Here is a 20172-nt window from a genome sequence, read left to right as displayed (position 1 = left end):
ATGAAATTACGTATAGCCATATTAGGAACCAGGGGCATACCGAACTATTACGGTGGCTTTGAACATATATCAGAATATGTTTCGGCTGGTTTGGTAAAACGGGGCCACTCGGTAACCGTTTATAACTCGCACAATCATCCTTATAAGGAAGATCACTGGAACGGTGTGGAGATAAGACATTGTTATGATCCCGAATACCTGGTAGGTACTGCCGGACAATTTATTTATGATATGAATTGTCTGCTTGATGCCCGGAAAAGCAAATTTGATGTGGTATTACTAATGGGCTATACCAGCAGTTCGGTTTGGGGCAAATTGTACCCTAAAAACAGTACCATTATTACCAATATGGATGGCATGGAGTGGAAAAGGTCAAAGTACTCCAGGCCGGTACAGCAATTTTTAAAATATGCCGAAAAACTGGCTGTGCAATACAGCCAATACTATATTGCTGATTCACTGGTAATAAAATCATACCTGAACGATAAATATAATATCAACAGCGCATATATTCCTTACGGGGCCGATGTGTACACAGATATAGAGCGCGAACAGTATGATTTTAAAGCAGCTTTAAAAGAAGACTATTTTTTACTGATGGCACGGATGGAACCCGAAAACAATATTGAAACAATTTTAGAAGGGTTTAACAAAAGTAACTCGAGCAGAAAATTCAAGGTTTTAGGCGATACAGGCAACCGTTTTGGCAGATATATCACCGATAAATTTAATAACGATGAACGTATAGAATTTAAAGGGGCCATTTTTGATAACCCCAGGATACGGGCCTTACAAAATAACTCTTACCTGTATTTTCACGGGCATAGTGTTGGCGGTACAAATCCGTCGTTGCTGGAGGCTATGGCCAGCGAGGCCTTAATAGCCGCACATAATAACCCTTTTAATAAATCGGTGCTGAATACGGATGCCTTTTACTTTTCAAACGCAGCCGAAGTTAGGGATCTGGTTGAAAATGTACAAAGAAAAGACCAGGAGAAAAACATGGTGAAGAACAATCTGCATAAAATACAATACCAGTTTAACTGGGAGGGGGTGATTGATCAGTACGAGGAATTTATTGTAGAAAGCTATAAGCATTCAAATTATGAAAGAATTATTGCTCATTAACGATAGTAAGGTTAATAAGATCAGTTATTACCATTTAGTATTGCTAATGGCAAGCTTGCCGTTTGATTTTTTTTATAGTCATATTATACTTATCAGCTTTGCTCTTCACACGTTCATCCATCTAAAAAAAGAAAGGTTAAGGTCACTGTTATCCTTAAAAATGCTGGTATTGCCATCAGTTTTATTTATTACGATAATAGCGACCATTTATACCATAAACACTCCCGCGGCATTTACAGAATGGACGCTTCGGATACCGGTTTTGCTTTTTCCAATACTTTTTTCCCTAAATGGGCTCGATTTTAATAAATATAAGTCAAAGCTTTTGTTATCGTTTTCGCTGGTTTGTACCGCTACAGTCTTTTACCTGTATGCCGATGCTCTTTTTACCATCAGATATTATCACCTGCCGTTAAGCTCAATTTTTGCGGAGGGCTTTACCAATCACAACTTTGCTCAACCCATTAAAATACACGCTACCTTTTTTTCTTTCCAGCTGTTAATAGCGCTGGTTAACCTTTTCTATATTTTAGTGAAAGGAGTACCGGTCAGGTCATTAAAAATATTTTATGCCATTTGTTGCCTTATCCTGATAGGTGGCCTTATACAATTAAGCTCAAAATCAATATTGCTTATTTTGTTTGTGATCGTCAACATGGTGCTCCCCTATTACCTGCTTAATGGTAAAAGAAGGCAGCGGTTTATATTAACAGGAGGTGCTATTACGGCAATAGTTGTTGTTGGGATTTTAAGTATATCCACCTTCCGCGAGCGTTACGTAACACTTTTAAAATCAGACCTGTCAGCAGATAAAACGGTGCTTAGAAACTCTGATTCGCGGATAGAGCGGTGGCGTGTAGCTGCCGAACGGATAAAAGTGAGACCGCTTACAGGTTATGGATCAGGTTCAGAAATTGGTTTATTAAAGGATGATTTTTATAATGCAAAACTGTATAGCTCTTACCTGTATGGTTTAAACTCGCACAACCAGTATATCAGTTTAGTTTTAAAATCGGGGGTATGGGGACTGCTCATTTATTTGCTAACGCTTATTTATGGCTTTAAGGCTTCCCTCAAAAATAAGGATGTCGTATTTATCAGCTTTATGCTGGTGATAACCATTGTTTCCTTTTCAGAAAATATACTCGATGTTGATAAAGGAGTAATGTTCTATAGCTTTTTCTTCTCCTTTTTTATCTTCTCGGATATTGAAAATGAGGAAGTTATTCCCATAAAGCAAAAGCCTGACGATTATTTAGGCACATTGGCAACCAACATCTTACCCGTTACGTCATATTAGTATAATCCCTTAAATCATCATACATTGGCAGAACTTAAAAAAAATATATTAGCAACCCTGGCCTATTTTGATGTGTTCAACTATCCGCTTACAAGGGAAGAAATTTGTTTGTTTCTTCCTGCTAAGTATGAACCCATGTTGTTTGATGTGGCTATGGCTTGCCTGGTGAGCTGCAGGCTTATTTATCGCTTTGATAAGTTTTACACCCTAAAAAATGATCCCTATCTGATACAGCGCCGGAACGATGGAAATCAAAAAGCTTTTGAAATGATAAAAGTTGCCCGAAAGGTTGGTGATATTTTGATCAGGTTCCCTTATGTACGTGGCATTGCCATTTCAGGCTCACTGTCGAAGAATTATGCTGATGAGGGATCGGATATTGACCTGTTTATTATTACTGCCGCCAACCGTCTCTGGATAGCCCGTACATTGATGCATTGCTTTAAAAAGCTTACCTTTTTGGTTAACCGCGAGCATTATTTTTGTATGAATTATTACATAGATGAACAACAGCTTGAAATTGCCGAAAAGAATATTTATACGGCTACAGAAGTTGTTACACTAATACCCATACAGGGCGATACTACATTTGCAGATTTTTTTACCGCCAACGCCTGGACCCGTAATTATTTGCCTAACCATATTATGCGGGTTTCAACAGCAAAATCACTAAATAAAATAGTTTTAAAGGGTATGACGGAGTGGTTATTTAACAATCGTTTTGGGGATGTGCTGGATGATCGTTTAATGAAAATTACTGCCGGCAGGTGGAATCAGAAAACACAGCAAAAAAGGCTTAACAACCATGGCATTCTATTGGCTATGGCTGTCGATAAGCATTACGCCAAACCCGACCCTGAAAATTTTCAATATAAACTTATAAGCCGCTACGAAACAAAGGTAGCGCAGCTACTTGTTGAGAACCATCATAGCGTAGCCAATTAAGTTAAAAGCCGGATCGATATACTCATCTCTGTCTGTCTTATTTTTATCTCATGGCCAGGGCGTCAGCTTTTCCTTCAACATGAATATTTATAAGACTTGTATGAGGCATATTTAACGTTTTTCCTGGAATTACCTGCAAATAATATTTAAGATAACTATTCATAACGGCCTGTGACTCATGAATATAATTTTCCCTGAATGATTCACCCGTAAAAGCAATTAAGGGTTCTCCATAATGCATTTGTCCTTTATCATCAACATATACACTAAATGAGTAGTAAAAATTTGTGTGTGCTTTATTAATAGTGATATTATATGTTGGATCGAAATAATCATCAGAAGTGTCGAAATTATTCAAGAGACCTCCCTCTGCTTTCCATTTTTCTACTTTTATTGATGGGCTCTTACTTATAAACGCAACGGGTTGTCTTGCCGCAAAAGCCTTTTTAATGTCGGTGTTAGCTTTGATTACTAATGATTTTATAAACAAACTGTCTTTTCGACTGACACGTCTAAGTATAGTTGTATCACTTCGAAGTACATTTTTCACATAATTATCAGCGTAAAAAGTCATATAAACCCCAGCGCCTGTGATGTCGACAGTATCATTTTGGGCTTTAAGCATTTCCAATACGAGGCTGTCTTTACTCATCTTTTTTACTTTAAGCCAGGTTCGGATTGTGTTAAAAACAGAGTCGTAACCCCGTGAGAGCGGAAAATTAAAAAAGCGTTTTTTATTGAGGCTATATATGCTTACTGAATCATCTGAAACGAAATTCAATTTCCATTGAGGTTCTAACTGGTAACCATACTCGTTAAATGAAAGGCCATTTTTTTGACGACGATTTACCTCAGTGTAGCTAATTCCTTCTATTGATTTAAAAGAGATCAGGTCTTTTTCGCCGTTATGCTTAACAATATGGGGATTATTATTACAGCCAACAATGATAGTGGCATTGATCAATAATAGCGTTAACCCAAAGGTTATTATATTTAGCTTCATGGCCAGTGTTTTTACTAAGATAATAATATTATCTTTTGCTATACACTTATTTTTTTTATGAAATACTTATTTCTTTTATAGGAAAGTATTTTATAAGGGGTGCCACAAGTTATTTATTAATTTGGTTTGTCTGTTTATTTCTTCTCCAATGAAATAATAAAATAATCGCCCATGTATTTCCATGGCCATTTATCCTTCCATTTGTCCTCTTTATTTTTCAGGAAATTATAGGCCCTGGGGTGCTTCTCGGCAAAGTCTTCTATGTATGATGGTGGTACCAGCGTACATAGCCCTTCTAAGCCCAATACCCTATATGATTGCTGTAAGGTATTGGTAATGAATGACGGGTTGTAATAATAACATTTAAAATAAGTCCCTTCAATATGGGCTGTTCTTCCCTTGCTGCTAAAAAACCTGCGGAATGCGGTCTTGAATTTACCCTTGAAAACAAGCAGTGTTTCCCACAAACAAAAGCCGGGAATAATAACCAAAGTTACTTTACCGCCCGGTTTAAGCAATGCATCAAATGATAGCAAAACTTTCTCCAGTTCGCCGGTACAATTGAGGCCGCCAAAGTTTGAAAATATATGATCAAACGGCCCCTGGTTTTGTAATTGATCAAGCTGAGTAAAAGAGCAGGTCTCAAAGCTGATCCTGTCGCGGTAAGGGGCAGACTTTTGCTGTAGCACTTGTTGCATTCCTGTTGATATATCGGTAGCATGAACCCTATGCCCTGCTTTGGCGAAAAATATGGCGTCTTCGCCGGTGCCGCTGTTTAGTTCCAGTATGCTGCTATCTGGTGCCAGGTGTTGTAAAACATGCTGCCTTACCCTCGTCCGTTTATAATTGATAATGGTATTACCTGAGTAGATCTCATCAAACACCACCGACTGCCGGGTAAAAGCCGTGGACGCGTCGGTTTCATTGTTATGTATTATACTGATGTTTGTCATGACACTTTTTCCAGTTGACTTAACTTATACCTTTCTATCATCATTGCCGGTGCATGGTATAAAACCGATACCGCTTTCCTGATGCGCTTTGTGTTTAATTTAAAGGGGTTGTTAAGCAGTTTTACAAGATTGTATGTAGCCAAATGGGCATGATAGTTTTGATGCACGTACTTATGCAACTGTTTATAATAAGCGGGACTAAAAGTATTGCTAAACATCAGTGCCATTTCGTCGGAGTCTGTCCAGTTGGTCTTTTTTTGAAGATCGGCTTTTACCTTTTCATAAAACAAGGTACCCGGCAGCGGATAAGAAACCGAAATACCTATTTCATGCGGTAAAAGATTGTTGATCATCCGGATAGTTTGCACTATGTCTTCCTTAGTTTCGCCAGGATAACCAAACTGGATAAAAAACGATGGTTTTATGCCATGCTTTTTCATGAGTTGCGTAGCTGTAAATATCTGCTGTGTGGTAATGCCTTTATCCATGGCATCCAGTATTTTTTGCGAACCGCTTTCGGCACCTATCCAAACGTTATCACAACCCGAAGCCGCCAGCGCCTGTACGGTTTCTTCTTCTAAAAGCAGGTCGGCCCGGGATTGGATCTTATAGCTGAACTTAAGATTTTCCTGTTCAACAAGTTGTGCAAACTTTACTACCCAACCTGGTTTTAAACCAAAAATATCATCACAAAACCAAATATGATCCATATGAAAATTATCCTTTAGCAATTTGATCTCGGTGATCACGTCCTCGGGACTGCGTGAATTGTAGCGGTTGCCGTATATAGGCTTGGCACACCAGTTACATTTAAAGGGGCAGCCGCGTGTAGTACCTACATTTAATGAAAAATATCCCCGGTGTTTTAACCAACATTCGCGATATGGGGTCATATCAACCAGGTCCCAGGCAGGTAAAGGTAAACTATCAAGGTCTTTGAGTACAGGGCGGGCAAAAGTTTTAAACGGTACACCTTGTTTAGTATAGGCCAGCCCTTGAATATCAGAGAAATCATCTATTCCGCTTTTAATAGCGTTAGCCAGTTCAAGCAGCGTGTGTTCCGCTTCGCCTATGATCACAAAATCAGCACCTTCCTGTAAGTATTCTTTAAAACGGTCGGTTGAATCAGAGCTGGATACAATAACCGTACAACCCCTGGCTTTTGCCAGTTTACACATTTTAAATGCAGCCTCGCGCATGTTGGTAAGGCACATTTTGGTGAGGTAGTTAAACCCATCATCGTATATCACAAAAAAACCGGGCTGGGTTTTATCAATAGCAGCAATAACTTCATCAGGGGTATGCGTAAACATGGTATCAAAAAGTGATACCTTATATGCGTTCTGCCGCATTAAGGAAGCAGCGTACAGCGTGCCCAGTGGCGGATACGGTTGTCCCTGTGCCCATTGTTTAGGGTCAAAACGCAAAAAATAAGAATGCGTAAAAAGTATATTATTTAACTGTTCCATTGATTAAGCAATATTGGTTAATGGTGACAGGTTAAGTGAGCAAACGCATTTTACGCAGGTTGGGTGTGTTAAAGTATCCAACGATCTGCGAAACGCAATGGCCTCGGCGCTGTTTAAAATATTGTGAAGCGATGTATCCCTGATGTTACCCATTGATTCCATGAAAAAGCAGGGTCTAACGGCCCCATCAGCTTCAACAACGGTTGATACCCAGGGTGCATTGCACTTTTTAAAAGGAAAAGCATTATGCCCGTAAAACGCGGCGTAATAATGATATATATTCTTGATCTTTTCGCGGCTTTCAGCAATAAAGCCATTATCAAATTCCTCCTCGTACTCCGTAAATAAATAACTGATCACCTCGCTTAGTTCAGGTAGTTCATGTTCTGGTATCAGTATCTCATCTTGTTTAGGCTCGGTCCAGGCTTGTTGCCTGTTAAAAGCATGGCTGCTTACATCAGCTGGTAAAAAACTTACCTGATCAAGCCCCATCTTTTTTGACTCTGCTATAATTGCCGGCCAATTGCGGTAATTAAGCCGGTGTATCACCGTGCGCCCGGTGATACGGTAAGCAGGATTTAATTTTTTAATATGCTCCACCCCTTCTCTGAGCTTGCGGAACGCATTGGGTATGTTTCTGATAGCATCATGCAGTGCTTCATCCCCATCCAGCGAAACAATAAGGTCATCAACCCAGGTAAGCAGTTGTTCTGCATGGTTTTTTATGGATAAACCGGTTGTAAGCAGCGTTACTTTTATACCTGCATTTTTAAGTATGTGGCATAGTACAAAAAAATTGGTATTTAGCAAAGCCTCCCCGCCAGACATGAGCACCTGTTTGGTATCAAGCTGTTTGAGGGACGTTAGCAGCCCACTGATGTCCGCCTCGGTTAATTGCTTCAGGTTTTTGTTATCCTTCCAGATGTCACACATCACACAACGGCAATTACAGGCGCTATGCGGCATCAGTATCACAATAGGCAATGCTGATATCATGTGCGTTTGCAGTGTGCGGTAACGCTTAAAAGTATGGTATAATGACTGGCCTGCCATAGTTAAGGTTTTAACATTATCCAATAAAAAACATCCTTTTTAACCAACCTGTTCCAAAAGCCACCGGGATTAAACAATATCTTATGCTTAAAAGCATTAAATTTTTGTAGTGCATGGTGAAAATAATGATCGGCCATAACTTCAAAGCCCATATCCTTATAATATTGACGGCATCGCGTCACCGATTTTCTAACATCCTCTTTATGATAAAACGGTGTATCCAGAACATGTACCTTACCATCCTGATTTAGTAATGAAAACGCGTCGCCCATTATTACCCTTACCGACGGAAAGTACTGCAGTGAAGCGGCAAAAATGATCACATCAAATTTTGCCCCGTTGTTAAAAGTACCAGGGTTAAGCCCCTTCTGAATAAATTGCAAATTAGATTTTTTAAACACCCGACGCGCTTGCTCAATTTCAATACGGTTGGTATCAAGCCCGGTTACCTTTGCATAAGGTATGTTAGCAAGTTTGGCCGAAAGCCATCCATTGCCGCAACCAATTTCCAGGATACTGAGCGGCTTTTGCATTTGTTTCAGGTGGGTTATCAGTCGCTGGGATGAGCGTTGCCGCACCCTCCATTCTTTATAGTACCGGTGTCCGGCATCAATATGAGGTAACTGGGCAACCTGCTTATCAGTATAAGTCCTTCCCTCCTTTTCGCGTATAGCAATATACATTTCCTCCAATGCTTCATCAGTTATTGGGGCAGCGTTTGGGGTCATATCAATTTTGGTTTCTTTCAAAGTTTTAAGGCTAATTTAAAAACCCTGTATCTCCGGCTGACGGTATTGCCAAAACCTTTGCAGCAACTTTATTTCATATGGATACTTGTATATGTTTGTTTTGTAGCGTAGTGTTGACAGCAGCTTTATCGATCTTCTTTTCAGATCATTAAGCTTTATATCGGTAACCGTAGGATAAACGCCATTCAGCACTGTTTCAAAATTCCTGATCTTATCAATCATTTCAGGTTTGATCCACGGAGTTAAAGGATTCTTGCGCAAGTCAAAATTTTCCCAGGCGGGGCTTATCCAATCCTCTAAAGTTTGTGGATATGCAAAACCCTGTTCCAAAACCTGTTTGTATAACTCAGATCCTTCTGTAGGTACAGGTGTATACGTGTATATAACAATCTCCGTTTTAGGGTTAACCTCTTTTACGCGCTTGATAAAATTGATCTCAAAATCAATTTGCTTTTGCACTTTTTCGGGAGTTGCAGCCGGTGTGCCTAATACAAAAGAGTATTCGGGAATAATATCAAACTGTTTTAACCGCTCGGCAAAACGGATAATCTGTTCGCCGGTTTGGGTACCGCCTTTATCCATTTGCTCCAGAATTTCGTTGTTGCCGCTTTCGGCACCAAAAAAGATACATTTACAGCCGGCTTCACGCATTTGCTCCAAAGATGAGTCTTTAAACTTATCCATCGTATCAATACGTGCCATTCCCCACCAGGTCATGCCTTCGGGTTTAATAAGTTTTGAAAAGTCTACCGAACGCTTTTCAGACACAAAGAAGTTATTGTCATGAAATTCAATGGCATCTGCTCCCCAGTTATCTTTAATATATTTAATATCCTTATAAACGGTTTGGGCCGACTTAGCCTTCCATCTTGCCTCGTAAATAGGTACTACCGCGCAAAAAGAACAGGTAAAAGGGCAGCCAATACTGGAATGGTAAGCCATAGTATGTTCGCCCAGGTAAGTTTTGCCTAAAAATTTACCTAAAGGATAAAAGTTATTCAGTTTATCATAAGGCAATGGCGGTAATGAATCCTGATCAAGCAGATCTTCTTTTATGGTTTTGGTTATCTTACCATCTGCTTTATAGATCAGGTTTTTGATAAACTCGTAAGGTTTATGATTTTCAAGAGAATCAATCAACAGCGGAAAGGCATTATCGCCGGGGCCGTTGATGATAAAATCAACATAACCTGAATTTAAAACTACATTAGGCTGGGTTGAGGGAAAATATCCGCCCCATATCATGGTAGTATAGGGATAGCGGTCTTTAATAACTCTCGATAATTCGATAGCTTGCTTTAGCTGCGGGCCAGGCATTACGGTAAAGCCTATATATCCGTATTCGCCTGTTTTTAAATAGCTTTCCATCTTTTGCAATGGATCTGCCTCACAGTTTCCATCAACAATTGCCCAATCATATTTGCCTTCAATAGAAGCTGCAATATTTAAAATGGAATTGGGGATCCGGTATTTGGCTATAGCACTTTTAGGATTAAAAAGTATTACTTTATTGATCTTCTTTGTTACCATATTGATAATTAATAATCACTGATTATTTACACTAAACCCGACATTTTTTAAGGCTTTCAAATAATAAGCGATGGCATTTTACATCCATCGCTCACACAACCCCAAATTGTAAAAAATGTAAATCGTTTACTATATAATACGCTCTACAATTAGCAGTGGTTGCCTGTGATAATAATAAAAAAGCTACGGGCAACCTTAAGCCACGAAAACCCGTAATTGTTATAAAGACTGATACTATGTTAGCCACCATAAAAAATTACATAAAAAGCAAAGTATCTGCCCCGGCAGTAACCGAAAAAAGTGTTGTAGAAGCCTATGACCTGTGGTCGGCTGAATATGACATGCAACCTGATAACCTGATGTTACACCTTGATGGCCAGTTATTTTCATACCTCATTAGCCAGGTGGATATTAAAGGAAAACAGGTAGCTGATATTGGTTGCGGTACAGGCAGGCACTGGCCAGCCATGTTTAACAAACAGCCTGCGGGTTTAACCGGCTTTGATGTATCTGGCGGAATGCTCGGGAAATTAAAGGAAAAGTACCCGGCAGCACATACCAGTCTCATTATCGATAACCTGTTCATGAATACTCCTGATGCTGCTTTCGATGTAATAGTATCTACCCTTACTGTAGCCCACATTGAAGATATTGAGGAGGCTATGCTGGCATGGTGCCGCTTACTAAAAAATGGCGGCGAAATGATCATCACCGATTTTCATCCACATACACTGGCATTTGGCGGCAAAAGAACTTTTAAGCATAACAATGCGGTATTGGCAGTGCAAAATCATGTTCATCCTATTTATACCATTAAGGAAGTACTGCTAAAAAACGGTTTTCATTTATTGAGCCAGGAGGAGATTAAAATAGACGAAAGCATGAAACCTTTTTACGCCAGGCAAGATGCTTTGCATGTGTATGAAAAGTATAAAGGCTTTCCGGTAATATATGGCATCCACTTAAAGAAAGAATAAATGATACTCCGTGGTGCGAAGTTGGCTAATAGTGGGCAAGCAGTGAATATTAGGATAAGTCACGGCAAAATTGATAAAATAACTCCTGAAACAATAACTGATGCTACTGCTGTACAGTTTCATTTTGATGATGCTATAGTTTTCCCTGGGCTTATTAACTCTCATGATCATCTTGATTTTAACTTGTTCCCGCAGTTAGGTAATCGTATTTATAAAAATTATACCGAATGGGGAACCTATATCCATCAGCAATTTAAGCAGGAAATAAGGGATGTATTGAAGGTTCCCCCTCATCTGCGTATACTTTGGGGCGTATATAAAAACCTGCTCTGTGGGGTAACAACTGTTGTTAACCATGGCAAACGTTTAACCATTAACAATGCGCCCCTTACTGTTTACGAAGATACTCACGACTTGCATTCGGCGGCATTTGAAAAAGCCTGGAAACTTAAATTGAACAATCCGCTAAAAAAAAACTTACCTGTAGTGATCCATACCGGCGAAGGAACAGATGAGGCTGCCTCTGATGAAATTGACCGCCTGATATACTGGAATAAGCTGCATAGAAATTTAGTAGGCATCCATGCTGTTGCCATGACAGCGCAACAAGCTGTTAATTTTAAAGGCATCGTATGGTGCCCGCAATCAAACTATTTTCTGCTGAATAAAACCGCGGCTATACAGCTATTAAAACAGCATACCAGCATTATATTCGGTACCGACTCTACCCTTACCAGTAACTGGAACATTTGGGATCATATAGCCATGGCCCGCAAAACTGGGTTGCTAACCGACGAAGAATTATATGATTCACTAAATATTAATCCTGCAAAAATATGGGAGGTAAACACCGGTGAATTGCAGAGTGGCAAAGATGCCGATATAGTTATAGCCCGGAGAAAAGAAGGCGCCGTTGATCTCGATGCTTTTTATAAAGTTGTACCGGCAGATCTGCTGCTGGTTATGCACCGGGGTAATATCAGGTTGTTTGATCAGGAATTATTAGCACAATTGACGCATCACCTTAAGGGCAGGCATTTTAGTTTAATTAAAATGAATGACGCTTATAAATATATAGATGAAAATATGGATGACCTGGTTAAACAGATCAAATTATATTTACCGGGGTTTGTTTTTCCCATTGAAGTTATTGGCCATCAAATACTATAAAAATTGATAAAGCTGGTTGATCTTACTTACTACGCGCATCGTAATTATAACCGGTCTGGGCAGGTTGTTGAAAACCATGCCCCTGCTTTAGCTTTTGCACTCCATCTTAAAAATAAGCTTGATTTTACTTTTGTAAAACATGCCGCCTTTGAGGAGCATACTGTTATTGATGGCATCCCCTATCATTTTTTTAAAGGGCATAACAGATTTTGGTCAATATCTTTTAAAGCTCATCGGTTCATCCGTGAGCTAAAGCCGGATATAGTTTTGGTACAGGGGCTTGTTTTCCCATTGCAGGTAATGTTTTTGCGATTGTTTTGCGGCAAAAACTTTAAAATGGTTATTCAGCATCATGGTGAATTACCTTTCGGCGGAATAAAGGGATGGCTGCAAAAGCTGTCATGCAATATGGTGAACGCGTTTATTTTCACAGCTGCGGGCAACGCCGAGATATGGAAAAAAAATGGCATCATTAAGTCAGACGCTAATATATTTGAATTGTTAGAGGCATCAACCAACTTTACCCAAAAAGACAAGCAAGAAAGTAAAGATCGCACCGAAATAATGGGCGAAACCAATTTTCTGTGGGTTGGCCGGTTAAATGCCAATAAGGATCCGCTTACTGTTTTAACCGGGTTTGGGCAATATCTGCAAATAAACCCGGATGCGAAACTTTACATGATCTATCAAACAGAAGATATGGTGAATGACGTGATGCAATTGTTTGCATCGAACAGGGTATTATCAAATGCGGTGGTATTGGTAGGTAAAGTTCCTAACACTGAATTACCTTATTGGTACAGCGCTGCTGATTTTTATATATCAGGCAGCCATAAAGAAGGCAGCGGGTATGCTTTGCTTGAGGCTATGGCTTGCGGTTGTATTCCTGTTGTTACAACTATCCCATCCTATCAAAAAATAGTGGGCAGTAGTAAATGTGGTTTTTTATACCCGCCTGGTAATGCTACCGCCCTTGGCAGATTATTAGGTATCATCGATAATTTAGACAGGGGGAAATTTTCTGCCCAAAATTTAAATTATTTTAACCAAAATCTCACCTTCAAAAGCATTGCTGATGATCTGGTAGATATTTGCAAATATTTAATGGCCGAATAATGCTGCTACTTTGGCCACAATGGTTTGGATCGGGTAAACCAATACCTGTTCATGAACCAGGTTTTTATTTTTAAGCAGTTCTTTAATTATATCCGGTAAATGTTCCGCGTTATCGGGTACATGGTGTTGCACAGGTCGGGCATTCATAGCATTAACCAGGCTCACCACATGGCACCCAGCATATAAGGCCTCACTTAAAACAGTGCTATAGCCCTCATATGACGATGTATGTAAAAATACTTTTGAACGCTGCATCAGCGCAAGTACTTCAGGATGTGATAGTTCTCCTTTTAATTGAATATTGTTTTCAAGTTTTAGCCTGCTTATCTGTTTTTTAAGATTCTCCATTTCGGGACCTTTACCGCAGATAACTGTTTTTATTTTCGGAAATTCGGCGGTTAAATTTTTAACTACATTAACAAACAAATGGTATTGCTTAAGCGGAATAAGTGAACCTGCCCCCATAATATCAATATCCCTGCCTGCCGGTACTGTTTTAAAAAGCGTAGTGTCTATACCTGTTGGAATGGTATGTTCAGGCAATAAGCCATAATTTATCCTGAACTCTTTTGCTAAAGAATCAGATATGGCTATTAGTGATCCCCGATCAGGTTTTATCCGGTTTACATATTCATTGCCGGCTTTTGCATCCTGACCCAGTAACCATGTGTAATGTAGCAAACTGTACTTTTTTGCAAATTTGTTGCCAACAAAGGCACATTCACCTATCCAAAAACTCAACAGCCCTGTCAACTCATACTCGTAATGAAGTTTTTTTAGGGTTTTCCATACACGTCTCCAGGTAAGTAGTCTGTATAACTGGCCCCTGCCTTTACCTGCCAAAGCAATCACATCAACCCCATACCACCAATATCGCGAAGCGGTAAAAGGATATTGAAAGCTTATCACAATAACATGCAGCGGCGGGTTATGCTGTTTTAAAGCTTTTACAAAAATTTGCATGGGTGGTATGCAAGTAGTATCGCCTTCATCAGCCGGAAACCCGGGACTAAGAATTACCAATGCTTTTTGTTTGTTCATTCAATGGTTATCAGTTTGTTGCAGTAAGTAAGACTTGCAGAATTATGAGTAATAAACATAATGATCTTACCTGATGCGGCCAATTGCTTTAGTTGTAAAAGAATAGCTTCTTCAGCTTCCTGATCTACTTCGCCAAATGGCTCATCAAGTATCAGCACATCAAAATCATGATAAAGCGCCCGGGCCAGCATGATCCTTTGCCGTTGCCCGCCGCTTAGGTTTTTACCGTTTTCCCTTATCACTTTATTTAATCCTTCGGTGTTACCTGTAAGTAAGGTGTTAAGTCCGCAAAACGTAATTACTTCGGCCAATTTTTCATCATTACTTTCATCATCGCTAAGCGTAATGTTTTTCAGGATGCTATCGTGAATAAAATAGTTTTGCTGTTTTACATAAGCTATCCTTTTCCAGTATTGTTTTCGTACACCTGTATCTGCCACCTTTTCGTTGAACAAAATATTTCCGCTTTCGGTTGTTAAAAAACCTAACAGTAAATTGATCAGCGTTGTTTTACCACGTCCGGATACGGCCGATATACCCACAAGGTCCCCCTCATTAATATGGAAGCTGGTACCTTTTAGTATCTCCTGATTTTTATAGTTAAAGCTGATATTATCAAACCGGATAGATATGATAGGTAAAACAATATCGGGTGTATTACTGGTTGGTACTACTGGCTCTTTTACCGTTAGCAGATCATTCAAAGTAAACTCATAAGTTTTTATCTGCCCGGTGCTGTTCAATATTTTAATAATGCCGGGAATGATCTTATATGCGGCAGCCATAAAAACGCCTATGGTTAGCAAATCAACTACCGGCCCGTGTGCCGACCATTTGTTAATAACCACCAGTATAAAAAAACCAAATATGGCAAAAACCTCCACAAGGCGCGAGGGTAGCCCCTGCAAAGTTTGCTGTGTGGCCAGGTTATTATTTAGTTGCTGCTGGTAGTTATGATAGCGGTTGGTTAAAAAATCACTTTTATCATAAATATTGCTTTCTACAAAACCAGATAAGGATTCCTGCAAATGCTGAATAGTTTTTTCGCTGGCCAGTTTGGTATGTACCCTAACTTGTTTTGATCGCCGCCTTATGAAATAAGCCAGTACGATGATGGGCGGTAATAGCAATAGCAGCAATAATAAAAATAACACAGGCTGATAGATCAATATAGCGCATACTGTAAATAAAATAAGGATACTCTGGGAAATTACCTGCTGAACATTGGTCAGGATATAATGACTGAACTCAATGGGTTGCTGACTGATTTGCCGGATATGAATGGATGAGTCAACATGTACAAAGCGCATATAATCATCCTTCAGGTAATGGATGATATTTTTTTTTGATAGCCTTGAGGCTACTCCATAAAAAAAATGATGCTGAAAACGCAATATCAAATACCCAAACCAGTTTTTAATGCTGAAAAGAATTAAAAAAAGACTTATCAGCAGTATGGAATTTTTATTAAACCAACCTACAGGCAGCACAATGGAACCTGAGTTTAGTACTTTATTTGAAGTATAAAAGCTTATTACCAATAACAACAAGCCCAAAAAAGCAATATCAAGCACGCTAATAACAAGGTCGAACAGGATAAGCCTGCACAGCCTTGCTTTCTCTTTGGTGTTCAACAGGGTTAAGATCCCCTTAATTATATGCTTCAAGGTACCCGATAAGTATTATTGCCATTAATTATCATTACGGGACAGCAGGCATAATGGTTGCCAATTATAAAAGTAAAGCCCTGATAAATGATTTACCAGGGCTTTACTTTTAGCAGGAGTTTTATAGATTATTTATTAACCTTAATCTCAACCCTGCGATTTTGTATTCTTCCTTCTTCAGTGGTATTGTCTGCAATAGGGTTACTTTCACCATAACCTTTCACAGTTAAGTTATCTCCATTGATACCACTATTCACCAGGTATAATTTTACGGAATTAGCTCTTTCAACAGATAGTTCCATATTATGATCTGGTGTACCTTCGGCCGAAGCATTACCATTCAATACAAATTTTACAGTGTTATCTTTCTTCATTTCGGCAGCAGCCTGGTCCAAACTTTGATAAGAAGTTGTTCTTAAAACAGCAGAGTTAAACTCAAACTGGATATTGCTGAAATTATAGTTAGGCTTAGGGGCTGGCGGCGGTGGCGTAGGAGCTGGTGTAGGTGCCGGCGCAGGAGCTGGTTGCGGGGCCGGAGCATACTGTTGTTCAGTTTCAACCGGTACAGGTTTTTGAGCCAGTTTTTTTGATTTACATGATAATACCGTGATGGCTAATAACGCGAAGATTAGGGTAAATAAAGGTGTTTTTAAAGCTTTCATAGCTAAGTTTTGTTTTTTTGTAAACATAAAAAATATTAGTCATTTCAACCTAAGTTGAATATAACACATTGATAAATAAAGCATTTACCAGCCATTTTGTTTGAAATAGCCTGGTAACAGCATTATCTTGTGCCGGTAACTAAACGGCAAATTTACGCTGCAAGTATTCAGCAAAAGTTTAAATGGCTATTAAACCAGTCGATTAATTTAAATAAAAAATCGAGATAATTAATTGATCATCAATTGATTGATTTAATGAACTTAAATAAACAATGTTAAAACAATTAACTTGTATTAACATTTCTTTATCAGGTACTTATATTAGCAAAGCATGAAACACTTATTGATCCTATTATTTCTTATCAACATTTCCCATTTAGGTTTTTCGCAGGATATTAAAGGTAATTATGCCATTAAGAATGTGCAAACAGGAATGCTTTTACGAGTAAAAGATGCCGACTCAAAAAACGGGACTCCTTTGGTAGCTTATTATCCTGAAAATTGGAAGTGCATGACCTGGAATTTTAAGAGTACCGGAGAAAATACCTATCAGTTACAAAATCTTTTAACCAATAAAACATTTCAACCATCGGCTGCAGCAAGTACAGATGTTCCTTTTGAGGAACAACCACTGATAGCGGGTGCGCCTAATCAACAATATGAATTTATACCGGTAAAAAAAGATACCTACCTGATTAAACTAAAGGGAACAGATTGGTACATTACCCCTGCCGATCCTAAAGGCAGTGTAAATTCGGCAATAGTTCTGGCTAAAAAACGAAACTCGGCTGATCAGTATTGGAATATTTATCAGCAGGCGCCAGCTATGTAAACATGGTTTTACCATTTTGATCTGGCTTACATAAACAAAAACCCTGAAACTATACGATTTCGGGTTTTGTTTATGTAGGTATTTATTAATAATAACTTTAATTAACAAACATAAATATTTGAAAATTAGCTTATTAAATGAATTAATTTACAACCTTTACTGTTCCTCCAACTAAATTATCACTGCCTGGTTGAGTACTTTCTTTAAGTTTTTTGTGATAATAAATGTAGGAGCCGGCTGCCACAAACAGTATTATAAACATAGGCGCCCAGTTACCAATAGATTTACCGGAGTTGATAATGGAATAGGTAGCACCAATCAGATCAAATGTTAACCCGGCATAAGCCCACTCTTTAATACGGGGATAACCAGGGATTAAAATGGCTATCACTCCCAATATTTTAGCGACACCTAAAAATGGAATGAGGTAAACAGGATACCCCATTTCCTTGAAACCGCCCACGGCTACAGGCATAACAAGTGCATCTGGTATTGCTGAACCCAGCATAAAGAATGCAAATAGTCCCGTAAAAATCCAGTAAATAATTTTTGTCTTTTTCATGATGATTGATTTATTTTAGGTTAATAATTATTACTCCTGTAAAATTAAGGTTACATTGGCATATTGAATACGGTGTTAATGCGGCTATTTTAGGGGCTGATTACGACTAAGTTACAAAACCTATTTATCTATATGAGACATATATCAATATTGGTTCCTAAGAGAGCCATCCTTGGAAGTTTGGAAGGTTCGCGCCAATTGTTTACCCAGGTAAACCAGTTTTTTATGGCTGCCGGCAAAGAACCCATTTTTAAGGTTGAGCTGGTAGGGCTTACCAAAGAAACACCCGTTAGCGGTGGTTTATTCACTGTTAATGCTAATAAAACAATTGGTGAGGTCCAAAAAACCGACCTGATCATTATTCCTGCAATTGATGGTGATATCAGTGTAGAAGTTGAAAATAATAAAGAATTTTTACCCTGGATAACCGAACAATATAATAACGGCGCCGAAGTGGCCAGTTTATGTATGGGTGCATTTTTACTGGCATCAACCGGTTTATTAAATGGCAAAAAATGCGCTACGCACTGGATGGCAGCTAATGAATTCAGAAGAATGTTTCCCGAAGTTAATCTGGTTACAGAAAAAATCATTACCGATGAGCAGGGCCTTTATTCAAGCGGCGGAGCCTTCTCCTACTTGAACCTTATTTTATACCTGATAGAAAAATTTGCCGGTCGTGATATAGCCATTTTAAGCGCAAAGGTATTTGCTATTGAAATGGAACGTAATAACCAATCGTCATTTATAATTTTCCAGGGTCAAAAAGACCATGCCGATGATCCTATAAAAAAGGCACAGGAGTTTATTGAGAAGAATTATCAGGACAGGATCACTGTAGAGCAGTTAGCATCTATGTTTGCACTGGGCCGAAGAAACCTGGAACGCAGGTTTAAAAAAGCGACAGCCAATACCGTAGCAGAATATATACAGCGTGTAAAGATTGAGGCTGCCAAAGTAAGCCTGGAAACCTCGCGCGAAAACGTGAACGAGGTAATGTATAACGTGGGCTATACCGATACCAAGGCATTCCGTACTACATTTAAGCGCATAACCGGCTTATCACCTATTGATTACCGGAATAAGTATCAGCGGGAATATGCTACTTAACCGATAATATTATTACCAGTTAAGTAGCCAGCTTAAAAATGGGGTTGCTTTAAAAAATTCCACCATGATTTCTGTGTTTTTAAGTTAAAACTGTTCTATGATAAATAAGAGCTAAACACCCAATTTTCAGTTGAATCACTTATTTTACTCCATTCATCAGTAATGGCAAAAACTGTTACCTGTGTACCCTTAGTAAGTGTATGAACAACCGGGAATGATTTGTCCGGCCCCGAACGCACATTCAATACATCTGCATTTACTTTTAAAGATACTGTTTCAGGTGTGCCATTCATCTGTTTGATCTTACTATCAATTAAAGGGAAAAAGTTAGCTTCGGCCGAAGTGATAGTATTAGTTCCGAAAAAGGCAGTACCCGGACAGGTTTTCTGCTCGCCGCCAACCTGATTATTGTTTACTTTACTCTCAGGAAACCTTTTACCTGTTCTGTCAAACCAGTGGTGGTAAACCACCTGTTCTTTTATCGGTTCAAGGTTGAACTTTATACAAAGCGCCGCATTTAGAAACACAATGGCATCTTTATGCTCCTGGGTCATTTTGTCGTGGCCTGCGTCAAAATTTCCCAAATTTTCTATACATATGGCGCCCGTGTTAGCCCCAAAGATGCCGGCAGGTGTAATATCTATAGGTCGGCATAAACCAATATTCCCTGATGGGAACGTAGTAATGTTTTGACCAAGATCGCTCCATCCGTTATCTTTGATATGATAATTTCGCATCGACTCCAGCCAGTACATTTCTCCATGACTTGGGCTTAATGATTTGTAATTAGGTTCCCAGGTATGATGGTTCTGTATAACCTTGATCTCCCTTGAAAAATCAGTGTTCATCAGGTATTTTTGAAAGTCCTGTGGTGTATAAATACGAAATTGAGCTAAAGCCATGAT

At 39.0% G+C, this 20172-nt stretch carries 19 protein-coding genes; 8 read left to right on the top strand and 11 right to left on the bottom strand.

The window, feature by feature from the left end; genetic code table 11:
• The 3 genes from M2273_RS02570 to M2273_RS02560 are packed head-to-tail and all read left to right on the top strand — an operon-like array spanning position 1 to position 3373.
• A complete protein-coding gene (locus M2273_RS02570) occupies positions 1-1128 on the top strand; it encodes a DUF1972 domain-containing protein (protein ID WP_429392608.1) in 1128 nt (375 codons plus the stop codon).
• Positions 1106-2428, top strand: coding sequence for an O-antigen ligase family protein (locus tag M2273_RS02565; RefSeq protein ID WP_429392605.1), 1323 nt, complete (start codon positions 1106-1108; stop codon positions 2426-2428). Before M2273_RS02570 ends, M2273_RS02565 begins: the two co-directional genes overlap by 23 nt.
• 24 nt (positions 2429-2452) lie before the next feature.
• The gene (locus M2273_RS02560; protein ID WP_429392603.1) at positions 2453-3373 is read left to right on the top strand and encodes a nucleotidyltransferase domain-containing protein; all 921 of its coding nucleotides are present in this window, start codon (positions 2453-2455) and stop codon (positions 3371-3373) included.
• A 43-nt stretch (positions 3374-3416) separates the two neighbouring features.
• On the opposite strand, the gene M2273_RS02555 is transcribed toward M2273_RS02560, so the two are convergent.
• The 6 genes from M2273_RS02555 to M2273_RS02530 all read right to left on the bottom strand — a co-directional run bounded on the left by M2273_RS02555 (position 3417) and on the right by M2273_RS02530 (position 10130).
• Positions 3417-4376, bottom strand: a complete 960-nt coding sequence (locus M2273_RS02555; RefSeq protein ID WP_429392601.1) for a hypothetical protein — start codon at positions 4374-4376, stop codon at positions 3417-3419.
• 134 nt (positions 4377-4510) lie between these two features.
• A complete protein-coding gene (locus M2273_RS02550; protein WP_429392598.1) occupies positions 4511-5329 on the bottom strand; it encodes a class I SAM-dependent methyltransferase in 819 nt (272 codons plus the stop codon).
• Complete coding sequence (locus M2273_RS02545) at positions 5326-6798, bottom strand: B12-binding domain-containing radical SAM protein (RefSeq protein ID WP_429392596.1); 1473 nt, start codon at positions 6796-6798, stop codon at positions 5326-5328. The genes M2273_RS02550 and M2273_RS02545 overlap by 4 nt, the downstream gene beginning before the upstream one ends.
• 3 nt (positions 6799-6801) lie before the next feature.
• Positions 6802-7851, bottom strand: coding sequence for a radical SAM protein (locus M2273_RS02540; RefSeq protein ID WP_429392594.1), 1050 nt, complete (start codon positions 7849-7851; stop codon positions 6802-6804).
• Between the two features lie 2 nt (positions 7852-7853).
• Positions 7854-8600: a class I SAM-dependent methyltransferase gene (locus M2273_RS02535; protein WP_429392592.1), complete on the bottom strand. Its 747-nt coding sequence runs from the start codon at positions 8598-8600 to the stop codon at positions 7854-7856.
• A gap of 15 nt (positions 8601-8615) precedes the next feature.
• Positions 8616-10130: a B12-binding domain-containing radical SAM protein gene (locus M2273_RS02530; RefSeq protein ID WP_429392590.1), complete on the bottom strand. Its 1515-nt coding sequence runs from the start codon at positions 10128-10130 to the stop codon at positions 8616-8618.
• Positions 10131-10366: 236 nt separating this feature from the next.
• Between M2273_RS02530 and M2273_RS02525 the strand changes: the two genes are divergently transcribed.
• Genes M2273_RS02525 through M2273_RS02515 form a run of 3 tightly spaced genes read left to right on the top strand, consistent with a single transcriptional unit; the run spans position 10367 to position 13393 of the window.
• Positions 10367-11107, top strand: a complete 741-nt coding sequence (locus M2273_RS02525) for a class I SAM-dependent methyltransferase (protein WP_429392587.1) — start codon at positions 10367-10369, stop codon at positions 11105-11107.
• Entirely contained in the window at positions 11108-12277 is a 1170-nt protein-coding gene (locus M2273_RS02520; RefSeq protein ID WP_429392584.1) for an amidohydrolase family protein, read from the top strand.
• A gap of 3 nt (positions 12278-12280) precedes the next feature.
• Entirely contained in the window at positions 12281-13393 is a 1113-nt protein-coding gene (locus M2273_RS02515; RefSeq protein ID WP_429392582.1) for a glycosyltransferase family 4 protein, read from the top strand.
• Here the strand turns inward: M2273_RS02515 and M2273_RS02510 are convergent.
• From M2273_RS02510 to M2273_RS02500, 3 genes are all read right to left on the bottom strand, one after another.
• Complete coding sequence (locus tag M2273_RS02510) at positions 13379-14434, bottom strand: glycosyltransferase (protein ID WP_429392580.1); 1056 nt, start codon at positions 14432-14434, stop codon at positions 13379-13381. The two genes, M2273_RS02515 and M2273_RS02510, sit on opposite strands and share 15 nt — an antisense overlap.
• Entirely contained in the window at positions 14431-16101 is a 1671-nt protein-coding gene (locus M2273_RS02505; protein WP_429392577.1) for an ATP-binding cassette domain-containing protein, read from the bottom strand. The genes M2273_RS02510 and M2273_RS02505 overlap by 4 nt, the downstream gene beginning before the upstream one ends.
• A gap of 128 nt (positions 16102-16229) precedes the next feature.
• A complete protein-coding gene (locus M2273_RS02500; protein WP_429392575.1) occupies positions 16230-16763 on the bottom strand; it encodes an OmpA family protein in 534 nt (177 codons plus the stop codon).
• A gap of 331 nt (positions 16764-17094) precedes the next feature.
• Here M2273_RS02500 and M2273_RS02495 point away from each other — a divergent pair, with 331 nt between their 5' ends.
• Positions 17095-17595: an RICIN domain-containing protein gene (locus M2273_RS02495; RefSeq protein WP_429392572.1), complete on the top strand. Its 501-nt coding sequence runs from the start codon at positions 17095-17097 to the stop codon at positions 17593-17595.
• 142 nt (positions 17596-17737) lie between these two features.
• Here M2273_RS02495 and M2273_RS02490 read toward each other — a convergent pair whose 3' ends face one another.
• Positions 17738-18157 (bottom strand): DoxX family protein, encoded by a 420-nt coding sequence (locus M2273_RS02490; RefSeq protein ID WP_429392570.1) that lies wholly within the window; start codon positions 18155-18157, stop codon positions 17738-17740.
• 132 nt (positions 18158-18289) lie between these two features.
• On the opposite strand from M2273_RS02490, the gene M2273_RS02485 reads away from it, so the two are divergent.
• Positions 18290-19267: a GlxA family transcriptional regulator gene (locus tag M2273_RS02485; protein WP_429392567.1), complete on the top strand. Its 978-nt coding sequence runs from the start codon at positions 18290-18292 to the stop codon at positions 19265-19267.
• 95 nt (positions 19268-19362) lie between these two features.
• Here M2273_RS02485 and M2273_RS02480 read toward each other — a convergent pair whose 3' ends face one another.
• Positions 19363-20169 (bottom strand): SH3 domain-containing protein, encoded by an 807-nt coding sequence (locus M2273_RS02480; RefSeq protein WP_429392565.1) that lies wholly within the window; start codon positions 20167-20169, stop codon positions 19363-19365.
• Positions 20170-20172 lie beyond the last annotated feature (3 nt).

The sequence above is a fragment of the Mucilaginibacter lappiensis genome (assembly GCF_050433765.1).
Lineage (GTDB): Bacteria > Bacteroidota > Bacteroidia > Sphingobacteriales > Sphingobacteriaceae > Mucilaginibacter > Mucilaginibacter lappiensis_A.
The sequence above is the reverse complement of the archived record's forward strand: the minus strand, read 5'-3'. Positions and strand labels throughout refer to the sequence as shown.